The organism is Sphaerisporangium sp. NPDC088356, from assembly GCF_040685555.1.
GTDB lineage: Bacteria > Actinomycetota > Actinomycetes > Streptosporangiales > Streptosporangiaceae > Sphaerisporangium.
In genome coordinates, this window is sequence record NZ_JBFBIK010000012.1 from 1 (window position 1) to 23395 (window position 23395).

Sequence of the window (23395 nt, forward strand, 5' to 3'; positions counted from 1 at the left end):
TCTCCAGGGCAACCCCTCTAACTTACCCGATCCGACCTGGCGACGCAAACGACGCCGGGTAGATCTTTTAGAGGAGTATCGACACCACCACAGGCACGTGCCCACGCCAGATCGCCGAGGCGAAGTTTTGGGGTTGTGCCGGGCGATGCCGACAACAGAAGATTAGCAGCCTTCGCGGGCGCCGAAGCACGGTCCGCCTTCACACACGTGCGTCACGCCAGTTGGACGGCCAAGTCCGCGCCATAGACTCGGCGACGTGAGCAGCGACACGCCTCCCGTGGCGAAGAAGGTTCCGGCCGAACGCACTCATCACGGCGACACCGTGATCGACGACTACGCCTGGCTGGCCGACAAGGAAAACCCCGACACGGTCTCCTACCTGGAGGCGGAGAACGCCTTCACACAGCGAGAGACCGAGCACCTAGGAGACCTCCGGGAGACGATCTTCCAGGAGATCAAGGGCCGCACCCTGGAGACCGATCTCTCCGTCCCCACCCGCAAGGGCGGCTGGTGGTACTACTCCCGCACCGAGGAGGGCAAGCAGTACGGCATCCAGTGCCGCCTCCTGGCGACGGGCGACACCCCTCCCGAGCTCAAGCCGGGAGTGCCGCTGGAAGGCGAGCGGGTGCTGCTCGACGGCAACGAGCTGGCCGGCGACAGCCCGTTCTTCGCGATCGGCACCTCGTCCATCAGCTCGGACGGCACCACCCTCGCCTACTCCACCGACTTCAGCGGCAACGAGCGCTTCACGCTGCGCTTCAAGAACCTCGAGAGCGGCGAGATCCTGCCCGACGAGATCCCGGGCATCTTCTACGGCGGCGCCTGGTCGGCCGACGGCTCGGCGTTCTTCTACACGACCATCGACGACGCGTGGCGCCCGTACCGCGTCTACCGGCACATCATCGGCACGGCCGCCGAGGATGACGTGCTGGTCTACGAGGAGACCGACGAGCGGTTCTGGGTCGGCATCGGCCTCACCCGCAGCGAGCGCTACCTGGTACTCGGCGCGGGCAGCAAGATCACCAGCGAGGTGCGCATCCTCGACGCCGACTACCCCACCGGGGAGTTCACCGTCGTGCGCCCCCGCCAGACCGGGGTCGAGTACTCCGTCGACCACGCGGGCGACCGCTTTCTGGTCCTGCACAACGAGGGTGCGGAGAACTTCGAGCTGGCCACCGCGCCCATCGACGACCCCGCCGCCTGGACGCCCCTGATCCCGCACCGCGAGGACACCCGGCTGCTCGACGTCGACGCGTTCTCCGACCACGTGGTCGTCCACTTCCGCCGTGACGGCCTCACCGGCATCCGTGTGCTGCCGTCGGACGACGAGCCGTACGAGATCTCGTTCCCCGAGCCCATCCACACCGCCGAGCCCGCGGGGAACCCCGAGTTCCACACCGGCAGGCTGCGGCTGGCGTACGCCTCGATGGTGACGCCGCCCTCGGTGTACGACTATGACCTCACCAGGCGCGAGCTCATCCTGCTGAAGCGCCGGCCGGTTCTCGGCGGGTACGAGCCCGGCGACTACGAGCAGTTCCGCGAGTGGGCGGTGGCCGACGACGGCACGCGGATCCCGATCTCCATCGTCGCGCGGAAGGGCACCGAGCGGCCCGCGCCCACGGTGCTGTACGGCTACGGCAGCTACGAGACCTCGATCGACCCGTCGTTCTCCGTGGCGCGCCTCAGCCTGCTCGACCGTGGCCTGGTCTTCGCGATCGCGCACGTCAGGGGCGGCGGCGAGATGGGCAGGCGGTGGTACGAGGAGGGCAAGCTCACCCGCAAGAAGAACACCTTCAGCGACTTCGTGGCGGCCGCCCGGCATCTGAAGGAGTCGGGCTGGTCGAGCGAGATCGTCGCGCGGGGCGGTTCTGCCGGTGGCCTGCTGATGGGCGCGGTGACCAACCTGGCCCCCGAGGCGTTCGCCGGCGTGGTGGCCGAGGTGCCGTTCGTGGACGCGTTGAACACGATCCTCGACCCGTCGCTGCCGCTGACGGTCATCGAGTGGGACGAGTGGGGCGACCCGCTGCACAACGCCGACGTCTACGCGTACATGAAGTCGTACACGCCGTACGAGAACGTCGACGACCGGGTATATCCTCCGATCCTCGCGATCACCAGCCTCAACGACACCCGGGTGCTGTACCACGAGCCCGCGAAGTGGATCGCCCAGCTCCGCGCCACTGCAGGCGGCGGGCCCTTCCTTCTGAAGACGGAGATGGGCGCCGGTCACGGGGGCAGGAGCGGCCGGTACGACGCGTGGCGCGAGGAGGCGTTCACCTTGTCATGGATCCTCGACCGGGCCGGCGCGGGAAAGACCGAAGACACAGGAGATACGAAGTGACGTACTCGGCATCCAACGACCGCTACGAGAGGCAGCCTTACAACCGGACCGGCAGGAGCGGGCTCAAGCTGCCCGCGGTGTCGCTCGGGCTGTGGCACAACTTCGGCGACGACAAGCCGATCGACACCCAGAGGGCCACGCTGCGCAGGGCCTTCGACCTGGGCGTCACCCACTTCGACCTCGCCAACAACTACGGCCCGCCGGCGGGCTCGGCCGAGACGAACTTCGGCCAGATCTTCGCCCAGGACTTCCGGCCGTACCGCGACGAGCTGATCATCTCCACCAAGGCCGGGTACGACATGTGGCCCGGCCCGTACGGCGAGTGGGGCTCCCGCAAGTACGTCCTGGCCAGCCTCGACCAGTCGCTCTCGCGCATGGGGCTCGACTACGTCGACATCTTCTACAGCCACCGGCCGGACCCCGAGACCCCGCTCGAGGAGACGATGGGGGCGCTCGACACCGCCGTGCGGTCGGGCCGTGCCCTGTACGCGGGCATCTCCAACTACACGCCCGAGCAGACGAGGGAGGCGGCCAGGATCCTGCGGGAGATGGGCACGCCGCTGCTCATCCACCAGCCGCGCTACTCGATGTTCGACCGCTGGGTCGAGGACGGGCTGCTCGACGTCCTGGAGGAGGAGGGCGTCGGCTGCATCCCGTTCTCGCCGCTGGCGCAGGGCGTGCTGACCAACCGGTACCTCAAGGGCGTCCCGGAGGACTCCCGCGCGGCCAAGGAGAGGTTCCTGCGGCCGAGCCAGATCACCACCGACATCCTCCAGCGCGTCCGCTCGCTGAACGAGATCGCCGGGAGCCGTGGCCAGTCGCTCGCGCAGATGGCCCTCGCGTGGGTGCTGCGCGACTCGCGGATCACCTCGGTGCTGATCGGCGCCAGCAGCGTCAAGCAGCTGGAGGACAACATCGCGGCCGTGGACAAGCTCGGCTTCTCCTCCGACGAGCTCGCCGCGATCGAGAAGGAGATCGCGCAGCCCGGCACGCCGATCGTCTAGCGGGATCCACGAACATTCACGGTGTTTCCCGCCGTTGACGACGCCGATCACGCCGTACCCCCCGTCCCGCCATACGCCGGAGAAACGTCCATCGGTGACGGGAACGGGGGCCGGTTTTCCGCGACCTGTCTCACTGCGGGGGTTTCCTTCGCCCGTGACAGCTCTAACTGCGGGGTTTCCTTCGCCCGTGACAGCGCGGGTGTCCCTCCGCTGTCACACGGCGGGTTTTCCCTCTGAGACGTAATCGGCGTCCTCACGTAGAACGTCGTCCGCCATCTGGTCGTACTCCGCGACGCGCTCACGGCCCGCTTCGCCGATCTGCTCCACCACCGCGGCGATGAGGGCCTCGATCAACGCGACCGCCGGTGTCAGCGAGTCGAACGGTGAGGGGGATCTGACCTGGGCGGGCAGCACGACGTCGGCGACGGCGGTGGCCGGGGACAGCCAGGGGTCGGTGAGCAGGATGATCTTCGCGTTCCGGGCGGCGGCCTTGCGGGCGAGCGCGATGGTCTCCCGCTGGTAGCGCCGGTAGTCGAACAGCACCAGCACGTCGCGGCGGCCCACGTCGAGCAGGTGGGCGGCGTGGTCGGGGGGGGACCCCGCGACGTAGAACGTGTTCGGGCGTAACTGGCGCAGGTGGGCGATGAGGTACTGCGCGAGGATCGCGCTGAAGCGACCGCCCGCCGCGGAGACCCGACGGCTCGGGTCGGCGATCAGCTCCGCCGCCCTGAGCAGCTCGCCCTCGGGCAGCTGGTCGAAGGTCATCGCCGTCGCGTCGAGCAGCACCGCGCGGGAGCGGGCCATCACCCCGTCGGTCTCCCCACCCCCGCCCGCGTCACCGTACTGGGCGAGAGGCGAGGAGTAACGCTGCTGGGTCTCGCGTTTCAGCGCCTGCTGCAACTCCGGGTAACCCTCGAAGCCGAGCCGGTAGGCCAGGCGCAGCACGGTGGCCGGGCTGGTCTGGGCCAGCCCGGCAACGGTCGCCAGCGGCTCAAGGCCGGCTGTCGGATAACCCGCGAGCAGAGCCCGCGCGACCCGCTGCTCGGCCTTCGGCAACTTTGCGAGGACCTCGCGCAACTGCGCGGCGACGGTGCGCGGCTCAGGCGTGGTGAGCACGTTGTCTCCTTCGCGGCAGCCGACCGCTCCCGCTGCACATTTGGTGTCTGGGATCCTGCCACGGCCCAGACGAAAAGAGAACGTGAGCAATCAATCCTCTGCGAGCCCGCACCAGTTGATCGCGGTCATCGCGTAGGTCTTGGCCGACTGTGCCAGCTGGGCGATCTCCACGTACTCGTTCTCCGCATGCGCGGTGTAGCCGACGCCGGGCCCGTACACCAGGCCGCCGATGCCCTTTCGGTCCATCCACGTCAGGTCGCACACGCCCATGAAGCCGGTCCTGACCGGCGCCTGCCCGCCGGAGGCGATGGTGTGCGCGTCCAGCACCGCCGCCTCCAGCGCCGAATCCCGGGGCAGCGTGTACGGCGGCCAGAGCAGCTTCCATTCGAAGACCGGCGGGTGTTCCCGCAGCCAGGGATCGTTGCGGCACGCGTTGGCGACGCGGTCCTCGATCTCGGCCATGACCTCCTCGTTGGACCGGTCGGGGTGGTGGTAGACGCAGTACTCGACGGTGAGCTCATCGGCAAGGAAGAACGGCACCAGGATCCCGGACGGGTTGGCCCGCAGGACGCCAGGCAGCAGGTTGAAGTAACCGGGCGGGAACAGCGGATGCCTGTTGTGCCGTGCCCATTCATCTTCGAGACCGCGCAGGGCATGGTAGATGAGCCAGAACTTGTCGATGGTGTTGACGCCGAGGTGCTCCCCCTCCAGCGTCGGGTGGATCGTCATCCCCCGCAGCCCGGAGTGGGCCGTCCGCCCTTCGAGGCTGATGCTGAACCACAACAGTCCCGGCGTCACCGGCACCACCGCCGGGAGGCTGCCCGCGCGGCCGGACGGCTCGCACACGATCGCCGCGTCGGCGCCATACCCGGCTTCGAGCACGGCGGTGGTGCCGGCCTCGTGGTCGCCGACCTCCTCGCCGACGACCGCCTGGAGCACGAGGTCTCCGGCGAGGCGCACCCCCGCACGACGCAGGGCGAGCGCCGCGTAGGCGGCGGCGACCAGCCCGCCCTTCATGTCGGTCGCCCCGCGCCCGATCACCGTGTCGTCGGTGACCTGGGCGCGGAACGGGTCGCCACGCCAGCGGTCGAGACGGCCGGACGGTACGACGTCGACGTGACCGTTGAGCAGCAGTGAGCGTCCGCCTCCGGCCCCGTGGATGACGCCGCAGGCATTGTCCCTGCCGCGCTCGACGGTGACCTTGCCGACGTCGGCTCCCGCCTCGGTGTAGAGGTCGGCCAGCAGGGCGCTGACGTCGCCTTCCGCGCCCACGACCTTGTCATATTCCTGGCCCGGGTACCGGGGATTCACGCTGGGGATGGCGATCGCGTCCACAAGGGACGCCACAAGTCGGTCGGTGAGCCGGTCGACCTCGTCGGTCACGCGTCCGGCGAGGTCGTGCGTGCTGCCGGTTGTCACTGAGTCTCCTGGATGGTCGTGGGGTGGACATGGTCGGAGTCCAAGGACGGGGTGTGCGGCGCGGGGGCGCCGCCTCCGGATCGGCGGCCGCCCAGCGTGGTGACGACCTGGCGGCTGAGGCCGGCGAGGCCCTTCGGCGCGACCCAGAGCACCACGAGGATCAGCATCGCGATCACGATGTCGCGCCACGCGCCCGCGTCCTGGAAGGTGTCCGAGACCAGGGTGACCACGACGGCGCCGGCGATCGGGCCGTAGACGCTGCCGCTGCCGCCCAGGAAGATCATGCTGAGCAGCAGGGTGAGGTAGCCGAATCCGAAGACGTCGGTGCTGACCACACCGTTGAGGAAGGCGTTGAAGCTGCCGGCGACGCCGGCGACCGCCGCGCCGATCATGAAGACTATGAGGTGCTGGCGAACCCGGGAGACGCCCCGGCTGGTGGCCAGTGCCTCGTTGTCGCGGAGGGCCAGCAGCGACATGCCGAGGGTCGAGCGCACCAGCACCCGTACGAGGACGGTCACCGCGAACAGCAGGACGGCGGCCAGATAGTAGTAGCCGATGCGGCCGTCGGCCCGCAGGCTGGTGTCACCCAGGCTCAGCCTGGGGATGCCGACGATGCCGTTGGCGCCGCCGGTGAGCTTGGCCTGACCGAGCACGAGATAGACGCAGAGCTGGGAGAACACGTAGGTCGCGAGGCCGACGTAGATGCCGCGCAGCCGCAGGACGGGCAGGAAGGCCACCAGGGAGGCCAGCGCCGCGCAGCCGGCGGAGATGGGCAGAGCCAGCCAGGGATCGACGCCGGTGCGAGTAGCGAGGATGCCGGTGGTGTACGCCCCGATGCCGAAGAAGCCGATCTGGGCGAAGTTGAAGATGCCGGCGAACCCCAGGGTGAGGTTCCAGCCCATGGCGAGCAGGCCGTACATCCCGATCAGGATCAGCAGCAGCCGTGCGTGCGGGTCGGTGAGGACCAGCGGCAGGACGAAAAGGACGATCGCGAACGCGGGCCACGAAACCCAGGCCCGGAGGGTCGACATGGCCTTCACGCGCTCCTCACCCGGCTCCGCAGCAGGCCCTCCGGCCTGACGAGCATGATCACGATCATGGCCAGGAAGACCAGCACCGGGCTCCAGGACAGGCCGAACTGGTAGGTGGTGAAGGCTTCGAGGAGGCCGATCGCGTAGGCCCCGGCGATGGTGCCCCCCAGGCTGCCCGCGCCGCCGAAGGCCAGTACCACGAAGGCGCGTAGCAGCGGGTCCGCCCCCATGTCGGGCGAGATGAACTGCATGCTGCCCAATAGGGCCCCGCCGACGGTGGCCAGGCCGACCGCGATCACGACGATGAAGATGTAGACGCGGCGGGGGGCGATGCCCAGCAGTTGCGCGTGCTCTCGGTTCTGCTCCAGGGCCCGTACGGTGAGCCCGACGCTCGTACGCTTGAGTACCAGCGCCAGAGCTCCCACCAGGAGCGGAGCAAGAACGATGGTCACCAGTTGGGTGCCCTGCGCGACCGCGCCCGCGGCCTCGATCCGGGCCGCCCCGAAGGGCGGCAGCTGCTTGATCTCCGGCCCCCAGATCAGCTGGGCGCCGCTCTGCAGCAGCATCGTGGCCGCCAGCGTCGCGACCATCACCAGCATGTCGCCGTTCGGCCTCCGGATGAACGGGCTGACCAGCAGGAACTCGTAGATCACCCCGATCACGGCCATGACCGCGACGGCGCCGACGACGGAGGCCACGAGGGGCAGGCCCACCCGGTTGAGCAGGGTCCAGGTGAGGTACGAGCCGAACATCAGCAGGGCGCCGTGCCCGAAGTTGAAGACGCGCAGCGTCGACCAGATGAGCGTCAGGCCCGCCGCCATGAGCAGGTAGAGCCCGCCGAGGACGAGAGCGCTCGTCACGATGACACTAATTCCGCTCATTCGCGGACCCTCCCAGGAAGAGCGACATCATCTCGTCGCGGGTGCGGGTCGTGTCGGACGGCCCACTGTGGACCACGTCGCCATGCAGGATGACGTGGTAACGGTCAGTCAGGTTGAGGACGAGTTCCATGTCGCCGTCGACCAGGATGATCGCCTTCACTTCCTGGCGTACTCGGGCGATGCACTCGCTCAACTCGTGTTTGACCTTGGGAGAGAGGCCGAGGGTGGGCTCGTCCAGGATCAGCAGGGTGGGGCGTGCCATCAGCCCCATGCCCAGGCTGGCCATCTGGCGTTCCCCGCCACTGAGCGTGCCGGTGAGCTGGCGGCGGCGTTCCTTGAGCTTCGGAAAGACCGCGAACACCTGGTCGATGCCGTCCCGCCAGGTCCTGGCGTGCCCGCTGGCCGCGCCGGCGAGCCGCAGGGCCTCCTCGACGGTCAGTTGCGGAAAGAGCCGCGAGCCCTGGGGCACGTGGACCAAGCCCTGGCGGACGAGGTCCCGCGCCGACCGGCTGCGTGTGTCCCGCCCCGAGAAGGTGATCGTCCCGGACGAGGGGCGGTGCAGGTTGGAGACGCACCGCAGCAGGGTCGTCTTGCCATGCCCGTTGGGCCCGAGGAGCCCGACCGCCTCGGTCTGCCCGACGCGCAGCGAGATCCCGCGCAGTACACCGGACTGGCCGTACCCGGCGGTGAGGTCGTGGATGTCGAGAAGGTCGCTCACCGTGCGGCCCCCGGTCCGAGGTAGGCCTCGACGACCCGAGGATCGTTCAGCACCTCCGCCGGCTCGCCGGTCACGATGACCTGCCCGCTGTCGAGCACCGCCATCCGGTCGGCGAGTGCTTCGAGCACCGACAGCACGTGCTCGATGATCACCATGGTGACGCCGGCGCCGCGGATCCGGGACAGCAGCCTGATGAGGGCCTCCTGGTCGCCGGGGTCGAGTCCCGCCGCCGGCTCATCGAGCAGGAGGACGGTGGGCTCACTGACCAGGGCGCACGCGATCATCAGCCGTTTGCGGTCGATGAGGGAGAGCCCGGCGGCCGGGCGGTCCAGGTCGCCGCCGAGCTCGACCGCGTCCAGCGCCGTGCGGCAAGCGGTGGCGTTCCAGCGGGCGGGCCGTCCCGGGCTTCCGTACGCCGACCCCACCCGGACGTTCTCCCGAACGCTGAGCGATTCGAAGACGGCCTCGGTCTGGAAGGTGCGCTTGAGGCCCGCCTTGGCGATCCATCGGGGCGAGCGGTGCTGAATCTCCTCGCCGCCGAAGCGGACCGTGCCCGAGTCCGGGCGGATCGGGATGCCGGTGAGCAGATTGAACAGCGTGCTCTTGCCCGCGCCGTTGGGACCGGCGAGGCCGAACACCTCGCCGCGATGGACCTCCATCGAGGCACGGTCGACCGCTTTGAGGCTGCCGAACGACTTGCTCACCTCTTCGGCCGCGAGGATCACGGGTGCGGGGGCGGTCACGACGCCCCCAGCATCGTGCTCTGTGGTCCGCGCCAGTCGCCCTGAGCGAGGAAGCCGCCGGCTCCGTCGCGTAGCAGTCGCCGCACGATGGCGCCGCCGATGCCGCCCGCCGCGCCGGCCACCAGGGCGCGGCGCCCCGCCAGAGTGCTCGTCATCGCGATCTCTTCTTCCTCTATCCGCAGTGGTTGCTGTGCAGGTGACGACAGTGGGACGGTCAGGCGTCCCCGAGGCCCACCCCGAAGGGCTTCATTCGGTCGACCCCCGCCGTCCAGCCGTACCCGTCGTAGGCAAGGCCGTTGGGCCGCGCGAAGTGCCAGGTCGTCGGCTCCTCCTCGACGACGTGCACGTCGAAGCCAGAGGCCGCCAGGTCCCCGGCCGCGTCGGCATCGCGGCGGTCCAGCCAGACCCGGTCGCCCTCCGCGTGGATTCGCGGCGCCGAGATCGCCTGCTGGATGTCGGCGCCGTCACGCCACCGGGCGGCGACCTGGGCGACCGATGAGATGATCCGCCGCCCGCCGGATGCGCCGAGCGCGGCCACCGATGATCCCGGCCCGGTCAGAATGATCGGGCAGACCGCGCTCAGGCCGGCCGCACCGGCCGCGATGCTGGTCACCCGGCCGGGCCGGGGGTCGAAATACATCATTCCGTCGTTGAGCACGATGCCGGTGTCAGGGTCGACCAGCCGGGAGCCGAACAGGTCGAGCACCGTCTGGGTCAGCGAAACCGTCATCCCCTGCCCGTCGACGGCGGTCAGGTGGGAGGTGCAACCCGCCCGTCGCGGGCCGGAGGCCGGGTCCGGCGGGAGGTCACGCCCCGCGAGCCAGCCCGCCACCACCTCGTCCGCGTGGTCGGCGCCGGCGAGCCGTTCCCAGGACGCCCCCGGCTCCTCGGCCGAGGTGACCTCTCGCAGGCGGTCGGCGAACGTCCGCGTGAGCACCCTGGCCCACAGCCGCGTGTCCGCGGCCAGACCCGCCCGCCGTGCCGCCTCGACCAGCTGGAGTGCCTGCGCCGCCGACACCACGCCGGTGGCGAGCGGGCCGTAGAGCCGTAGCGGGCCGATCTCGACCGGGCCGACCTCGGACTCCGTCGCCGCGTACCGGGTGAAGTCCTCCTCGCGCAGCGCCCCGCCGCCGGCCGCGACCGTGGCGGCGATGCTCCTGGCGGCCCGCCCCTGGTAGAAGGCATCCGGGCCGCCTTCGGCGATCTCCCGCAGGACGCGGGCGAGCCGGGGCTGGACGAGCGGGTCGCCCGGCCCCTGCGACGGGCCGCGCAGCGGCAGGCCGTCGGGGAGGAAAAGCTCGGCGGTGGACGGGAAGGCCCGCAGAGTGCGAGCCTCGGCGCAGATCGCCGACGAGGCGAACCAGTTGGTCTCGTGGCCGCCCTCAGCCAGCTCGATCGCCGGGGCCAGCACGTCCGCTAGGGGCAACCGCCCGAACCTGGCGTGCGCGCGGCAGAGCGCGGCCACCGAGCCGGGCACGCCCACCGACCGCGCGCCCACGATGTTGGCGTCGCCCCGCACGCGCGGCCAGCCGTACAGGCCGGTCTCCTCCGCGTCCTCGGCCAGGGAATACATGTCGGGCCGGGCCCTGGCCGGGGCCCGGATGGGGCCGCTGACCACGGTCGCGACCGCGTCGTTCGGATTACGCACCACGAGCCACGTTCCGCCGCCGATGCCGCTCATGAACGGCTCGACCACACCGATGGCGAAGGCCGTGGCGACGGCGGCATCCACGGCGTTGCCGCCGGACCGCAGTGCCCGCGCCCCGGCCCGCGCGGCCCGGGGGTCGGGCGCGGTGACCATGCCTCCCATCGAGAACCCCGTACGGTGCTCAGCCTTGCCAGGCATCGGCGATCTCGCTGAGCGTCGCGAACCACACATCGCCGCGCCCGACCATACGCTCGACCAGGCCTTCGAGTACGAGCAGATGGTGCGCGCGGCCGATCGTCTGGGGGTGCATGGTCAGCACGTAGACCGCGCCGGGCACCCGCTCGTAGGCGTAGTCGAAGATGGTGTGCCAGCGGCTCTCCATCTCGCGGTGCGAGCCCAGCGCCGACACTCCGGCCACGTACTCCACCGACGGCCAGTCGTCGAGGTACCACGAGACCGGGATCTCGATGATCGGGCTCTCCGGTCCGAACTCGTTGGCCGCCTCGTAGTTCACCGTGACGCGTCGGGGCCGGTACAGCTCGAACTCCCGGCCCATCAGAGAGCTGTCCCAGTCGAAGCCGAACTCCTCCAGCAGGTCCAGCGTCGTCTCGGAGAAGTCCCAGGCGGGTGAGCGGTAGCCGCGCGGCCGGTGGCCGACGACCTGCTCGTGCTGGCGCAGCGTGACCTCCATGAGCCTGCGCTCCTCATCGGCGCTCAGGCTGGGCACCACCTCGTGGTAGCAGCCGTGGGCGGCGATCTCGTGCCCGGCCTCAATGATCTGCTCGATGCGGTGCGGGAACGTCACGAGGTCGTGACCCGGGGTGGCCCAGGTCGCGGGCAGGCCGTGGCGGCCGAGCAGGTCGAGCAGCCGGGGGACGCCCTGTTCGGCGCCGAAGTCACCACGAGACAGGTACGACGGAGAGGTCCGGCCGAGGGTGCCCATCCAGGGCGAGTGGGCGTCGAAGTCGAAGGTCAGGGCGACCGCCATCCGCTTGCCCCGCGGCAGCGCCAGGTTGTTCGTGGTCATGGGACGTTCCTCGTCACTTCATCCACGGCGGCAGCCGGAAGGTGCCGTCCTTGTACTTCTCCGGGGCGATGAGGACCTTCTTCTCGTCCTGGAACTGGAAGGACTGGAGCGGCACGTAGTCGTCGCCCTGCTTGGCCAGGTGGGTGGCCTGGTCGAAGACGAGCCGACCGGACGCCTGCCGGGTGTCGCTCTTGCCGATGTACGCGCCGAGCGCGGCGGCGTCGTCGGGGTCGCCGACGCTGCGGAGCGCCTCGGCGTAGAGCTTGGTCTCGACGTAGGTCATGACGCCCTGCGGGTCGACGTTGTCGCTCCCGTACGCCGCCTTCCAGTCTTTCTGCAACTGGGCGGCGGGCTCGTAGTTAGAGGACGGGACGAGGCCGGCCAGGTTGTTGAAGAGCACCCCGTCTGACTGCTTCTTCGTCAGCTCGAAGAACTGCGGCTGGTTCGGGCCGTACTGCATGAACACCAGCGACTTCGTCGGGTTCTGCAGGAACTGCTGCATGAAGCTGGCCTCGTTGGAGACCTGGTAGTCGGTGTTGACGATGAAGTCCGGGTTCGCGGACCGGACCTTCGCGATGATCGTGCCCCAGTCGTTCACCGGGCCGAAGGGCACCTTCTCCTGGCCCGCGATGGTCCATCCCTTGCTCTTGAACTGCTTCACCAGCCCATCGGCGATGCTCTCGCTGTAGGGGTTGTCGGAGCGGACGATGAACGCCGACTTGTTCCTCGGCTTCCAGAGGCCTTTGGACGCCCAGTCCTCCGCCAGGTTCACCGGCTCGGTGCCGTAGGCGTCGTAGTTGGGGGTGATCGACCAGACCGTGGGGTACTTCGACGGGTTCTTCTCGACGATCGCCTGGGTCTGCGCGGTGTTGCCGCCGAGGAGGTAGAGCTTCTCGGCCGCGGCGAACTCGTCGATCTCGAAGTTCGACGTGGACGCGTACCCGGTGACGACCACCTTGACGTTGTCGTTGTCGGTCAGAGCCTGCACGCCCTTGGTGACCGCGTCGTTCGACTGACCCTGGACGTCGACGGAGTTCAGCTTGAACTTGTGGCCGGCGACCCCGCCGGCGTCGTTGAGCTGCTTGATCGCCAGCTCGGCGCCCTGCTTCATGCCGAGGCCGTCGGAGGCCGACGGTCCGGTGAGGGGGGCGAGAAGGCCGATCTCGATCTCCTTGGCCTCGTTCGCGTCAGCGGCCTTCGACGTCGTGGAGGCCGACGAGCACGCGCTCAGCATCCCGACCGTGCCGACGAGGAGGAGTGCCGCGATCGTACGCGGCAGCGGTGGTGTCCGGGGGAATGGCGAAGGGGCCATGGTGAAGCCTCTCTGCGTCGGTGGGGCTGGCGATTTGGCACAACGACGGATGGTTCGGGGCATGCGGGAGCGACAACAACCGTCTGGTTATGCAACGGTCCGTCACTGTAACGACTGAAATGTACGTTGCATATTGCGGTGAATGCTAGGCCTGTTAAAAGTTTGTTGCTTGTCTGCGATCAGGACCATGGCTGTGATCTCGGGTGATGCGGGTCAGCTCGGCGGGAGGGCGGCACCGGCCAGGAAGCCGCCGTCCACCTCGAGAACACTCCCTGTGATGAATGAGGAGGCCGGGTCCGCCAGGACGGCTGCGGCCACCGAGTCTGGATCACGGACGTCCATCCCCAGCCCGGTGGCGGAGACCGTCGCCGGGCGCGGCCCACCACCGATCCGGCCCGTAAGCACCCCTGACCTGCAGTGCAAAGCCTCAGGGCCGGTGAGGTAAAACGCATGATAAGTTTCACCCCATCCGTTTGGCGAGGCATATGAACCATATGTTTCATCAAGTGCCGGGTCGGCCCACGTGAAGGAGAACCGTTGTGGGAGAAGATGGCCGATGACGAACAAGACCGTGTTCGTGGCGACCTGCGATCTGGCCGCCCAGGTGCGCGGCCGGGCCGTTCCGGCGAGCAGGCTCGAACAGACGCTGCGGACGGGAGTCGGCTGGGTACCCGCCAACCTCGCGCTGAGCTGCTTCGGCGCCCTCACCCCCGACAACCTCTTCGGGTCCGTGGGTGACCTGCGCCTGCTGCCGGACCCCGATGCCGCGCTCGACATCTCCGACGACGGGGAGATTCCCGGCACCCGCGTCTACCTGGCCGACCAGACCGATCTGGACGGCCGCCCCTGGGCCGGCTGCCCGAGAAACTTCCTCACCCGCGCCCTGGACGACCTCTTCGCCGCCACCGGGCTCCGCGTGCACGCCTCCTTCGAGCACGAGTTCATGCTCGGCGGCCAGGCGGACCACCCGCCGTTCTCTTTCCAGCGCCTGCGCGCCGCCGAGCCGTTCGGCACCGAGCTCGTCTCCGCTCTGGAGGCGGCGGGGCTGGAACCGGAGAGCTGGCTGCCCGAGTACGGCTCCGGCCAGTTCGAGATCACACTGCGGCCCGCCCCCGGCATGGTGTCCGCCGACCGCGCCATCCTGATGCGCGAGCTCGTACGCGACCTCGCCCGGCGCCGGGGACTTCCCGTGACCTTCGTCCCCATCGCCGACCCGGCCGATGTGGGCAACGGGGTGCACGTGCACTTCTCGCTCAGCGACGCCGATGGCCGGCCGGTGATGTTCGACGCGGACGCCCCCGGCCGCCTGTCCTCCCTGGCCGCCAGGTTCGCCGGCGGCATCCTGCGCCACGCGCCGGCGGTGGTGGCGGTCACCGCGCCCAACCCGTCGTCCTACCTGCGTCTCACGCCACACCGGTGGAGCGCGGGCGGGGCGTTCCTCGCGGACCGCAACCGCGAGGCGCTGCTGCGCATCGCCCCGACGGTACAGATCGGCGACGCCGACCCGAGCCGTCAGCTCCACCTGGAGTACCGGGCGGCGGACGCGACCGCGAACCCCTGGCTGGTGCTCGGAGTCCTGATCAGAGCGGGCCTCGCCGGACTGGCCGACGGGGAGCCCGCTCGGGTCTGGCCGGAGACGGCCACGGAGGCCGACCTGGCCGCCGAACCGTCGCTGCCTACGGGCCTAGCCGAGGCGCTCGACGCGCTGGAGTCCGACGAGGTCGCGCGCGGCTGGTTCCCCGACGAGCTGCTCAGCACATTCCTGGCCGTACGGCGGGCCGAGCTGGCCGCCGTCTCCGGGCTGCCCGAGATCGAGCTGTGCAGGAAGGTGGCACGTGTCTACTGAGCCCACCGAGGCCATGAGCGGCGGCGAGCTGGAGTCCGTCATCGCCGGCCTGCCCCTGGTCGATCACCACGTGCACGGGGCGTACACGGGGGAACTCGACCGGGCCGAGTTCGAGATGATGGTGACCGAGTCCGACCGCCCCATCCCGCCGTTCATGTCGCAGTTCGACTCACAGATCGGCTTCGCGATCCGCCGGTGGTGCGCACCGGTGCTCGACCTGCCGCCGCACGCCTCCCCCGCCGCCTACCTGGCCCGCCGGGCCGATCTCGGCCCGGCCGAGGTGAACCGGCGGCTGCTCACGGCCTCCGGGAGCGGCCGGTGGATAGTCGAGACCGGGTACCGGGGCGATGACGTCCTCGACCCTGGGCAGATGGCCGAGGTGTCCGGCCGGCCGGCCCACGAGGTCGTCCGAATCGAGAGGGTGATGGAAGAGGTCGCCGAAGCCCGCGGGCCGGCGAGCGACTTCCCCAGCCGGTTCCGCGCGGCTCTGACGGCACGCTGCGCCGAGGCGGTCGGGCTCAAGAGCATCGTGGCCTACCGGCACGGCTTCGCGTTCGACCCCGCCCCGCCCACCGACCGCGAGGTCGCCGACGCGGCCGGCCGGTGGCTCGGCCGGGCCGAGGCGGGTGGCGGACTGCGGGTGGACGATCCCGTGCTGCTGCGCTTCGGGCTGTGGGCCGGCATCGAACTCGGGCTGCCGCTGCAACTGCACGCCGGCTACGGCGACCCGGATGTGGAACTGCATCACTGCGACCCGCTGCTGCTCACCCGCTGGCTGAAACTGGTCGAGCCGCACGGCGTCGACATCCTGCTGTTGCACTGCTACCCCTACCACCGCAATGCCGGGTACCTGGCACAGGTGTTCCCCCACGTCTACTTCGATGTGGGGCTCGGGGTGAACTACACCGGCAGCCGCTCCGACGCGCTCATCGCCGAGTCGCTGGAACTCGCGCCGTTCGCGAAGATCCTGTTCTCTTCGGACGCGTGGGGGCCGTCCGAGCTGCACATGCTGGGCGCGCACCTTTTCCGGCGCGGGCTCGGCAGGGTGCTGCGCGGCTGGGTGGACGCCGGCGACTGGACCGAGGCCGAGGCCGTCCGGGTGGCCACCATGATCGGTGTGGACAACGCGACGCGCGTCTATGGCGTGGGCCGATCGACGTGATCAAACCTCTCTCCGGCTCCGTCCCAGGCACGGACAGCGCGACGCTGTTCGCCCGCCTACGCCAGGCGCTCGAACGCGAGATCCCGGCCGCCGTCGCACTGCGGCACCGGCTGCACGCCGTACCCGATCTGGCCGGGCTGGAAGGCCCGACCCGTGACCTTGTCCTCGCCGAACTGCCCGGAGGCATGGTCGACGCCGTCGCCGGCACCGGCGCGCTGGTGCGGGTGGGCGGCCCCGGACCGGCCGTCGGCGTGCGAGGCGAGCTCGACGCGCTCGCGGTCACCGAGCAGACCGGCGCGTCCTGGGCGTCCACCCGCACCGGCAGGATGCACGCCTGCGGGCACGACGTCCACCTCGCCGCCCTGGTGGCGCTCTGCCGGGCGGTCGACAGCACCCCTGGAGCGGCCCCGCTGGTGGCGATGCTGCAGCCACGCGAGGAGACCTATCCGTCTGGCGCGCGGGACATCGCCGAGTCCCCCCTGCTGAGGAGCCACCAGGTCACTTCGATCATTGGCGCACATGTACAGCCGACCCTGGCCCGAGGCCAGGTGGCGGCCACCCCAGGCACGGTCAACGCCGCCGCCGACGAGTTCCACATCCTCGTGCGCGGCCGTGGCGGGCATGCCGCCTATCCCCACCTGACCAGCGATCCCGTGCTCGCGCTCGCCCACGTGGTGGTGGCGCTGCAACGAGTGGTCAGCCGGGACGTCGACCCGACCAGCTCGGCCGTCCTTGGCGTGTCCACGCTCGCGGCCGGAAGCGCCGCCAACGTCATCCCCGACGAGGCGAGCGCGAGCGGCACCGTCAGGACCATGCGGGAGGAGATCCGCGAACAGGTCCACAGCCGTCTCGTCGAGGTCGCCGAGCTGGTGGCCAGAGCCCACGACTGCCATGCGACCGTGAAGATCACCTGCGGCGAGCCGGTCCTGGACAACGACCCGGCGCTCGCCACCCGGGCGGGGGCGCTGCTGTCGGAGCTCGGCCTCACCGTCTCCCGGCCGCTGATGTCCTTCGGCGCGGACGACTTCTCCTACCTCGCCGCCGCCCTTCCCGGGTTGATGATGTTCGTCGGCGTGGACGGCGGGCCCGGCGCACAGCTGCATGGCAGCGGCTTCCTGCCCACCGACGAGGCGGTACGCGACGTCTCGATGGCCATGCTCGCCGGTTACCTGGCGGCCGCGCAGTCGGGCTGACAGACGCTAGAGGGCGTTGCGTCGCTGGAGCCAGGCGAACGACGCCCAGCCGGGAAGCACCGGCAGCCAGAAGGTGAGCAGCCGGAACAGCAGCACGGCCGAGGTGGCGACCGTGCCCGGGAGCCCCGAGAGCGTCAGGCCGAGCGAGAGAGAGGCCTCGACCGCGCCCAGCCCGCCAGGGGTGGGCGCGGCGGAGCCGATGGCGTTGCCCGCCAGGAACACCACGGCCACGACGGCGAAGCTCAGCGAGCCGCCGAAGGCCCGCACGCAGGCGTCCAGGCAGACCACGAAGGCCAGCGTCAGCAGAAGGGTGCCGCTGAAGCCTTCGAGGATCTTGCGGGGCGACTGCAGAACGTCGAGCAGCCTCGGTATCACCCCGGAGAACAGCGGGCGGATGCGGGCGGTGATCAGGCGCCGGAGCTGTGGCACGGCGAGCACGACCAGGACGAGGACCGCGCCCGAGAGCAGGCCGATGACCAGGCCGCGGGACGGGCTGACCGACGGAGCCGCCTTGGTGCCTGTGGCGTACCCGAAGAGCAGCAGCAGCAGGATGTGTGAGCTCAGCCCGACGAGCTGCGAGGCCCCCACGCTCGCCACGGCGAGCCCGGGTGAGATGCCGCGCTTTTGCAGGTAGCGGGAGTTGATGGCCACGCCGCTGACCGCCGCCGGCGCCACCAGCTTGACGAACGAGCCCGCGAACTGCGCCAGCACCGTGCGTCCCAGGGGCAGTTTCTCCGGGACGAAGCCCCGGAGCATGAGCGCGGCGGCGACGTAGCTCAGCCCGGCCGCGACGAGGGCGATGCCGCCCCAGCCCCACTTCGCCGACGTGACGACCTCGACCAGGTTGACCCTGCTGAGCTGCGAGAGCAGGAAGTACGCGGCGAGCGCGCTGGCGATGATCGTGACGAGCGTGCGGGGCTGGAACCGCTCCAGCCGTATCTCCTCGACCTCCACCTGCGGGGTGAGGGCGAGGATGTTCTCACGGAGCGCGGGGAGCAGATCCTTGTCCCTGCTGACCTCGGCGCGGGTGCCTCTGGTGAGGGCGATGCGCTGCAGGAGCGGCAGCGCGCCGGCGAGGGCCTGCTTGGGGATCACCTTGGACGCGCACAGGACCGAGCGCTCAGGGCCGACCCGCAGCGCGATGTAGGTGAGCAGCTGGGCGACGTCCAGGCGCAGGAGCAGGTCGCCGGCCGCGATGTCACCGCTGCGGGCGTCCATCAGGACCACGTCTCCGCCGGTGCCGATGTGGATGCTGTCCCCGGTGAGGTGGCGGTGGGCGAGGCGCTGTGCCTGGAGCAGCTCGACCTGCTTCCAGATCTTGATGAGCAGCTCGTCGTTCAGCTCCTCGTCGGGGACGTCCTCGATCGCCCGGGTGTCCAGGTGCTCGTACGCCAGCAGCGCGGCGTCCGTGCCGATCTCGCTGGTGCCCACCAGGCGGGGGGTGTTCACCCCCGCGGCCTGGGCGGCGTACGCCATCAGGGCCTCACGCTCCAGCTCGGCCCGCAGCGAGCGGATGGCCCGCCGGCGGGTCTCGGAGTTGAGGCGGATGCGCCGCCAGAGGCGGTAGAGGACCCCGGCGACCTGCCGGTCCCTGTCGAGCACGGTGACGTCGTAACGGCGCTCGTCGGACATCGTCACGGCGTAGCGGCGGCTGCCCTGGGCGTCGTCGGAGATGCGCCTGGCCTTCGCTGGTACGAACCCCAGGCGGCGGAGCGCGGCGACGATGGTGCTGCCGGGCGGCCGGGTGTTGGGGCTGCCGACGACGTACAGGGTGGCGTACCCGACGGCCAGGCCCACGAGGTAGGTGACGAAGACGCCGAGCGCGGTGGCCTCGGCCCCGGTGAACAGGGCGAAGACGTCGAGGGCGATCGCCATCCACATCAGGGTGCGCCAGGTGGGGCGGCGGGAGATGCGGACGGCGGTGACGTAGGCGACGACCGAGGTGAGCAGGGTGTTGAGCGGCTCGACCTGGCGTCCCCCGGTGAGCAGCTGGCGCAGGTCGCCGGGCCCCGCCACGGCGAGCCACTCGCCGAGCGCGAACGAGACGAGCATCCCGATGATCGCGGCGATGAGGCCTTCCGCGACGCGCAGCCCGTCGCGGTGGAACACCCGCTCGACGGCGAACGCGGCCGGGACGGCGAGCACGGCCGTGCCCGCGAGGAAGCTCGCCACTCCGATCAGCAGGTCGGGCGCCCGGCTGGTGCCGTCGGTGACGTCGGCCTCAAGGCCGTTCAGCGTCTGCTTGGCGACGAGGGCCAGCAGGACGACCGCGGTGAGGGCGAGCAGGCTGGCGAGGAAGCGCAGCGCGTCCGAGGGCCGGCGGATGCGCTGGGGCAGCAGCGGCTCGACGACCATGACGGGTTCGGAGGGGCCCGTGGAGGCGGCGGGCGTGGGGACCGGGGAGTCGCCGTCAGCGGAGGGTGGGGCGACCGAGGCGGGAACCGACCTGGTTTCCGGGCTCTCAGAGGCCATGGGAGGTCCGGCTACGGAGATATCTCCCCCCGCGGCCTCCTCTGCCTCGTCGCGCTCCCTTATGTCGGTCACCGCCGGCGTCTGCACACGTCTCGGGTCATATGATCTTTACCTAGCCTCTGTTCATCTGGGATGGCGCGGAGCCGACCGCGCGCGGGCGACCTGTCGCGGCACTCGCCTTCCCCCGGCGCGGGCCCCGAAAGTCGCCGGCGAACTGGTGCACCCCGGCCATTCGCTGACACTCTACGGCGCGCTCGCCACAGAGGGATCAGATGGGCGCGACCTGATCCATGGTGCCGGTGCGGACCGTGGTCACGCATCGTCAGTAAGTATGACCTGGTGAGTCTCCCCAGGTGGCAGATGGGTCGTCACCGCAGGAAGCCACCCGGGTGCCATGGCACGGTCACGAAGCGCCCAGGTAGCGTTGGCGTATGACCCGTGCGCTGAATGTTCTGGGCGCCTGCCCGCTGGACTGCCCGGACACCTGCTCGTGGGTGGTGAAGGTCGAGGACGGCGAAGCCGTGGGCCTCCGGGGCAACCGCGACCATCCCTATACCCGTGGCGCCCTGTGCGTGAAGGTCAACCGTTACCTGGAGCACACCAAGGCGGCCGATCGGATCCTGCACCCGATGCGCCGGGTCGGGCCGAAGGGCTCGGGGCGTTTCGAGCGCATCTCCTGGGACGAGGCCCTGGACGAGATCGCGCGCCGGCTGACCGGGATCATCGACGAGTTCGGCGGCGAGGCCATCTGGCCGTACCAGGGCACCGGGACTCTCGGCTATATCCAGGGCGAGTCGGGGTACGCCGGGCGTCGGCTGTGGAACGCGCTGGGCGCGTCGAAGCACGACCTGAACATCTGCGCCCGGGCCGGCAACATCGGGCTGAGCCACACCAACGGCACGCCGGGCGGCATGGACCCAGAGACGTTCGCCCTGTCGAAGCTGATCCTGCTCTGGGGGACGAACACGCTGACCAGCGGTCACCACCTGTGGAAGTTCATCCAGGAGGCGCGTGCCGGTGGGGCGCACGTCGTCGCCATCGACCCCATCAGGACCCGCACCGCCGACCAGGCGGACGAGCATCTGCCGATCCGGCCGGGCACCGATGCCGCGCTCGCGCTCGCGCTGATGCACGTGGTGCTCGACGAGGGCGCCGAGGACCGGGACTACCTGGAGAACCACACCACGGGCTGGGAGGACTTCGAGCGAGAAATCCGGAAATATCCGCCGAGCGTGGCGGCGGAGATCACCGGGATCCCCGAGAAGGACATCCGTGCCCTCGGCGTACGGCTGGCGCACACACGTCCGACCGGGATCAGGGCCACGATGGGCATCCAGCGCCACCAGGGCGGCGGCACGGTCATGCGCACCATCGCCTGCATCCCCGGTGTGACCGGCGACTGGAAGCACCCCGGAGGTGGCGTCGCGTACTCCACCAGCGGCCTGGTCCCCATCGAGCCGGACACCCGGCCCGACCTGCTGGACAAGCCGGTCCGTACGCTGACGATGACCAGGCTCGCCGATGGCCTGGAGAACACCGAGAACCCCGTCAAGTGCCTGTGGGTCTACGCCGCCAACCCCATGGGCAGCACGTCCGACCAGAACCGCATCCGCAGGGGACTCCTCAGGGACGACCTGTTCACGGTCGTGATGGAGCAGTTCCCCACCGACACGGTCGACTACGCCGACATCGTGCTGCCAGCCACCATGCAGTTCGAGCACACCGACCTGCACCACGGATACGGCCACATGTACCTGGTCTGGAACGAGCCCGCGGTGCCGCCCGCGGGCGAGTGCCTGTCCACGACCGAGACCTTCCGCCGGGTCGCCCGCCGCCTGGGGCTGACGGAGCCCGCTCTCTACGACTCCGACCTGGAGATCGCCGAGCAGCTCCTGTCCGGGGGGCACCAGGCGCTGGACGGCATCACGGTGGAGCGCCTGCGTGAGGAGGGCTGGGCCCGGCTGAACTATGCGACCCCCTTCGTGCCCTTCACCGAGGGGTTCCCCACGGCCTCCGGCAAGCTGGAGTTCGTCCCCGAGGGCCAGGGGTACGTCCCGCCCTTCTCGGCGCGCGTGGACGGGCCGTACAACCTGACCCTGATCACTCCGGCGGCCCACACGTTCCTCAACACGGTGTTCGGGAACAACCCCGAGCTGGCGCGCCGCGCGGGAGGGCCGAAGATCCTCGTGAACGAGAAGGACGCCACCGGCCGGGGACTGAGCGACGGGCAGCGCGTCCGCGTGTTCAACGACAACGGGGAGATGATCGCCGACCTGGAGGTCAGCGACCGGGTCGCCCCCGGGGTCGTCGCGACCACCAAGGGCAACTGGCCGAAGTTCAGCGGCGGGGCCAACGCCAACGCGCTGGTCGACGAGCGTGACGCCGACATGGGCAGGGGCCCGGTCTACCACGACAACCTCGTGGAGATAGCGCCCCTGGTGTGAGCCTGTCAGAGGCTCAGCTTGAAGCCCACGTGGGAGTCGACGAAGCCCAGAGAGGTGTAAAAGCGGTGGGCGTCGGCGCGGGCCTTGTCGCTGGTGAGCTGCACCATGCGGCAGCCCCGCTCGCGGGCCCGGTCGACCGCCCACAGCATCATCGCGCGGCCCAGCCCCTGCCCCCGCATGGACGCGCCCACCCGTACGGCCTCGATCAGGGCGCGCTCGCCGCCCCTGCGGGAGAGCCCGGGGATGAACGTGAGCTGCATCGTGCCGACGACCTCGCCGTCCGCCTCGGCCACGACCAGCTCCTGCCGGGGATCGGCGTCGATGGCCTCGAAGGCCGACAGGTAGACCTCGTCCGACGGGTCGCCCTCCCTGGCCGCGGCGATCGGGTCGTCGGCGAGCATGGCCACGATCAGGGGTACGTCTTCCCGGCGAGCGGCACGAAAGATCACAGACATTCTCAAAGGGTATCGATGGCTCGGCACGGGGAGGCCGGCCGATCCCGGAGGCGGCAACCCGGGGAACAACCAGGGTTGTTCCCCGATGTGCCAACCCTGTGACACAGGGCAATGTGGTGGTCATGAACGAACTGACTCGACGCGACGAGATGTCGCTCGCCGGCGCGGCCCTGCGGGGCGCGCCCTGGAAGGCCGCGGCGATCACCGGTGGGGCGAGCGCGGCGATCAGCTATGTCATGGGAGTGGTCTTCCCGGGCCCCGCCGATCTGACCTGGGCGCTCTGCCTCGGCATCAGCATCTTCAGCCTGGTGGCCGCCATCGGCGCGGTCAGTAAGCCCAACGTGGGAGACCGCGTCACCCGGCAGGCCAGGCTCTGGTCGCTTCGCCACCCGTGGAGGTTCGCCCTCTACCCGGGCATCCTCGCCGCCGTCGTGATGTATCCCGTCCAGCTCGTCTTCGACCAGGAAGGCGTCTTCGGCGCCGCCTGGGACGCGCTGTGGGGCGGCGCGCTGGTCTATCTGATCGCGGCCATCGTCACCCTGTCCCTCAGGGGAAGGGCCCAGTCGGCCAAGTGACGCCTCTC

General features: G+C 70.1%; 19 protein-coding genes. 7 read left to right on the top strand and 12 right to left on the bottom strand.

What is annotated here, in order from left to right; all coding sequences use genetic code 11:
• The first annotated feature begins 256 nt into the window (after window positions 1-256).
• Both AB0O34_RS07175 and mgrA read left to right on the top strand, forming a co-directional pair.
• Window positions 257-2341: a S9 family peptidase gene (locus tag AB0O34_RS07175; RefSeq protein ID WP_363913572.1), complete on the top strand. Its 2085-nt coding sequence runs from the start codon at window positions 257-259 to the stop codon at window positions 2339-2341.
• Window positions 2338-3345 carry an L-glyceraldehyde 3-phosphate reductase gene (mgrA, locus tag AB0O34_RS07180; protein ID WP_363913574.1) on the top strand — a complete coding sequence of 336 codons (1008 nt, stop codon included), beginning with the start codon at window positions 2338-2340 and terminating at the stop codon, window positions 3343-3345. The genes AB0O34_RS07175 and mgrA overlap by 4 nt, the downstream gene beginning before the upstream one ends.
• 213 nt (window positions 3346-3558) lie before the next feature.
• Here mgrA and AB0O34_RS07185 read toward each other — a convergent pair whose 3' ends face one another.
• From AB0O34_RS07185 to AB0O34_RS07230, 10 genes are all read right to left on the bottom strand, one after another.
• Entirely contained in the window at window positions 3559-4461 is a 903-nt protein-coding gene (locus AB0O34_RS07185) for a MurR/RpiR family transcriptional regulator (RefSeq protein WP_363913576.1), read from the bottom strand.
• A gap of 90 nt (window positions 4462-4551) precedes the next feature.
• The gene (locus tag AB0O34_RS07190) at window positions 4552-5880 is read right to left on the bottom strand and encodes an ArgE/DapE family deacylase (RefSeq protein ID WP_363913578.1); all 1329 of its coding nucleotides are present in this window, start codon (window positions 5878-5880) and stop codon (window positions 4552-4554) included.
• Window positions 5877-6911, bottom strand: a complete 1035-nt coding sequence (locus AB0O34_RS07195; protein ID WP_363913580.1) for a branched-chain amino acid ABC transporter permease — start codon at window positions 6909-6911, stop codon at window positions 5877-5879. Before AB0O34_RS07195 ends, AB0O34_RS07190 begins: the two co-directional genes overlap by 4 nt.
• Before the next feature lie 5 nt (window positions 6912-6916).
• Entirely contained in the window at window positions 6917-7792 is an 876-nt protein-coding gene (locus AB0O34_RS07200; protein WP_363913582.1) for a branched-chain amino acid ABC transporter permease, read from the bottom strand.
• Window positions 7779-8510, bottom strand: a complete 732-nt coding sequence (locus tag AB0O34_RS07205) for an ABC transporter ATP-binding protein (RefSeq protein WP_363913584.1) — start codon at window positions 8508-8510, stop codon at window positions 7779-7781. Before AB0O34_RS07205 ends, AB0O34_RS07200 begins: the two co-directional genes overlap by 14 nt.
• Complete coding sequence (locus AB0O34_RS07210) at window positions 8507-9253, bottom strand: ABC transporter ATP-binding protein (protein ID WP_363913586.1); 747 nt, start codon at window positions 9251-9253, stop codon at window positions 8507-8509. The genes AB0O34_RS07205 and AB0O34_RS07210 overlap by 4 nt, the downstream gene beginning before the upstream one ends.
• On the bottom strand, window positions 9250-9408 hold the full coding sequence (locus AB0O34_RS07215) for a hypothetical protein (RefSeq protein WP_363913588.1): 159 nt from the start codon (window positions 9406-9408) through the stop codon (window positions 9250-9252). The genes AB0O34_RS07210 and AB0O34_RS07215 overlap by 4 nt, the downstream gene beginning before the upstream one ends.
• Before the next feature lie 59 nt (window positions 9409-9467).
• Window positions 9468-11099, bottom strand: coding sequence for a gamma-glutamyltransferase (locus AB0O34_RS07220; RefSeq protein ID WP_363913590.1), 1632 nt, complete (start codon window positions 11097-11099; stop codon window positions 9468-9470).
• Window positions 11083-11928 (bottom strand): polysaccharide deacetylase, encoded by an 846-nt coding sequence (locus AB0O34_RS07225; RefSeq protein ID WP_363913592.1) that lies wholly within the window; start codon window positions 11926-11928, stop codon window positions 11083-11085. Before AB0O34_RS07225 ends, AB0O34_RS07220 begins: the two co-directional genes overlap by 17 nt.
• A 13-nt stretch (window positions 11929-11941) precedes the next feature.
• Window positions 11942-13240, bottom strand: a complete 1299-nt coding sequence (locus tag AB0O34_RS07230; RefSeq protein ID WP_363913594.1) for an ABC transporter substrate-binding protein — start codon at window positions 13238-13240, stop codon at window positions 11942-11944.
• A gap of 556 nt (window positions 13241-13796) precedes the next feature.
• On the opposite strand from AB0O34_RS07230, the gene AB0O34_RS07235 reads away from it, so the two are divergent.
• From AB0O34_RS07235 to AB0O34_RS07245, 3 genes are read left to right on the top strand one after another with little or no spacing between them, the layout of a single operon-like run.
• Window positions 13797-15086, top strand: a complete 1290-nt coding sequence (locus AB0O34_RS07235) for a glutamine synthetase family protein (RefSeq protein ID WP_363913596.1) — start codon at window positions 13797-13799, stop codon at window positions 15084-15086.
• Window positions 15076-16248: an amidohydrolase family protein gene (locus AB0O34_RS07240; RefSeq protein WP_363913598.1), complete on the top strand. Its 1173-nt coding sequence runs from the start codon at window positions 15076-15078 to the stop codon at window positions 16246-16248. Before AB0O34_RS07235 ends, AB0O34_RS07240 begins: the two co-directional genes overlap by 11 nt.
• Window positions 16245-17441, top strand: coding sequence for a M20 family metallopeptidase (locus AB0O34_RS07245; RefSeq protein WP_363913600.1), 1197 nt, complete (start codon window positions 16245-16247; stop codon window positions 17439-17441). Before AB0O34_RS07240 ends, AB0O34_RS07245 begins: the two co-directional genes overlap by 4 nt.
• A 6-nt stretch (window positions 17442-17447) precedes the next feature.
• Here the strand turns inward: AB0O34_RS07245 and AB0O34_RS07250 are convergent, their stop codons facing one another.
• Window positions 17448-19985, bottom strand: coding sequence for a lysylphosphatidylglycerol synthase transmembrane domain-containing protein (locus AB0O34_RS07250; protein ID WP_363913602.1), 2538 nt, complete (start codon window positions 19983-19985; stop codon window positions 17448-17450).
• A 359-nt stretch (window positions 19986-20344) separates the two neighbouring features.
• Between AB0O34_RS07250 and AB0O34_RS07255 the strand changes: the two genes are divergently transcribed.
• Window positions 20345-22357: a molybdopterin-dependent oxidoreductase gene (locus AB0O34_RS07255; protein WP_363913604.1), complete on the top strand. Its 2013-nt coding sequence runs from the start codon at window positions 20345-20347 to the stop codon at window positions 22355-22357.
• Between the two features lie 5 nt (window positions 22358-22362).
• Here the strand turns inward: AB0O34_RS07255 and AB0O34_RS07260 are convergent, their stop codons facing one another.
• Complete coding sequence (locus tag AB0O34_RS07260) at window positions 22363-22812, bottom strand: GNAT family N-acetyltransferase (protein ID WP_363913606.1); 450 nt, start codon at window positions 22810-22812, stop codon at window positions 22363-22365.
• A 122-nt stretch (window positions 22813-22934) separates the two neighbouring features.
• Between AB0O34_RS07260 and AB0O34_RS07265 the strand changes: the two genes are divergently transcribed.
• On the top strand, window positions 22935-23387 hold the full coding sequence (locus AB0O34_RS07265; RefSeq protein ID WP_363913608.1) for a hypothetical protein: 453 nt from the start codon (window positions 22935-22937) through the stop codon (window positions 23385-23387).
• Window positions 23388-23395: the final 8 nt, after the last annotated feature.